This is a genomic window from Crenobacter sp. CS_VA4, from assembly GCF_055597485.1.
On record NZ_JBVMAE010000125.1, the window covers coordinates 1 to 273 of the forward strand.

Here is a 273-nt window from a genome sequence, read left to right on the forward strand (position 1 = left end):
GTCGGCGATGCGCTGTTCGCCGACGGCGAACTTGGTGACCTCGGACCCGACCGCCACCACAACGCCGGCAACTTCCGAGCCCAGAATCTGCTGCCGCGGCCCGGACACCCCGAAAGCCAGTCGCGAGAGCAAGCGGAAACCGGCCGGCACCTGCATGCTGCGTAGCCGCCAGTCTCCGGTGGTCACGGTCGTCGCGTGCACCTCGAGCAGAATCTGCCTGGACCGAGGCACCGGACGCGCCCGCTCCGAAAAACCGAGCACCTCGGGGCCACC

Annotated in this window: 1 protein-coding gene; it reads right to left on the reverse strand. The window is 69.2% G+C overall.

Annotation, left to right across the window (positions count from 1 at the left end; all coding sequences use genetic code 11):
- Positions 1 to 273, reverse strand: a 273-nt coding sequence (locus ACZ2IA_RS22985; RefSeq protein ID WP_470294902.1) for an alcohol dehydrogenase catalytic domain-containing protein, incomplete at both ends; no start/stop codon positions are given.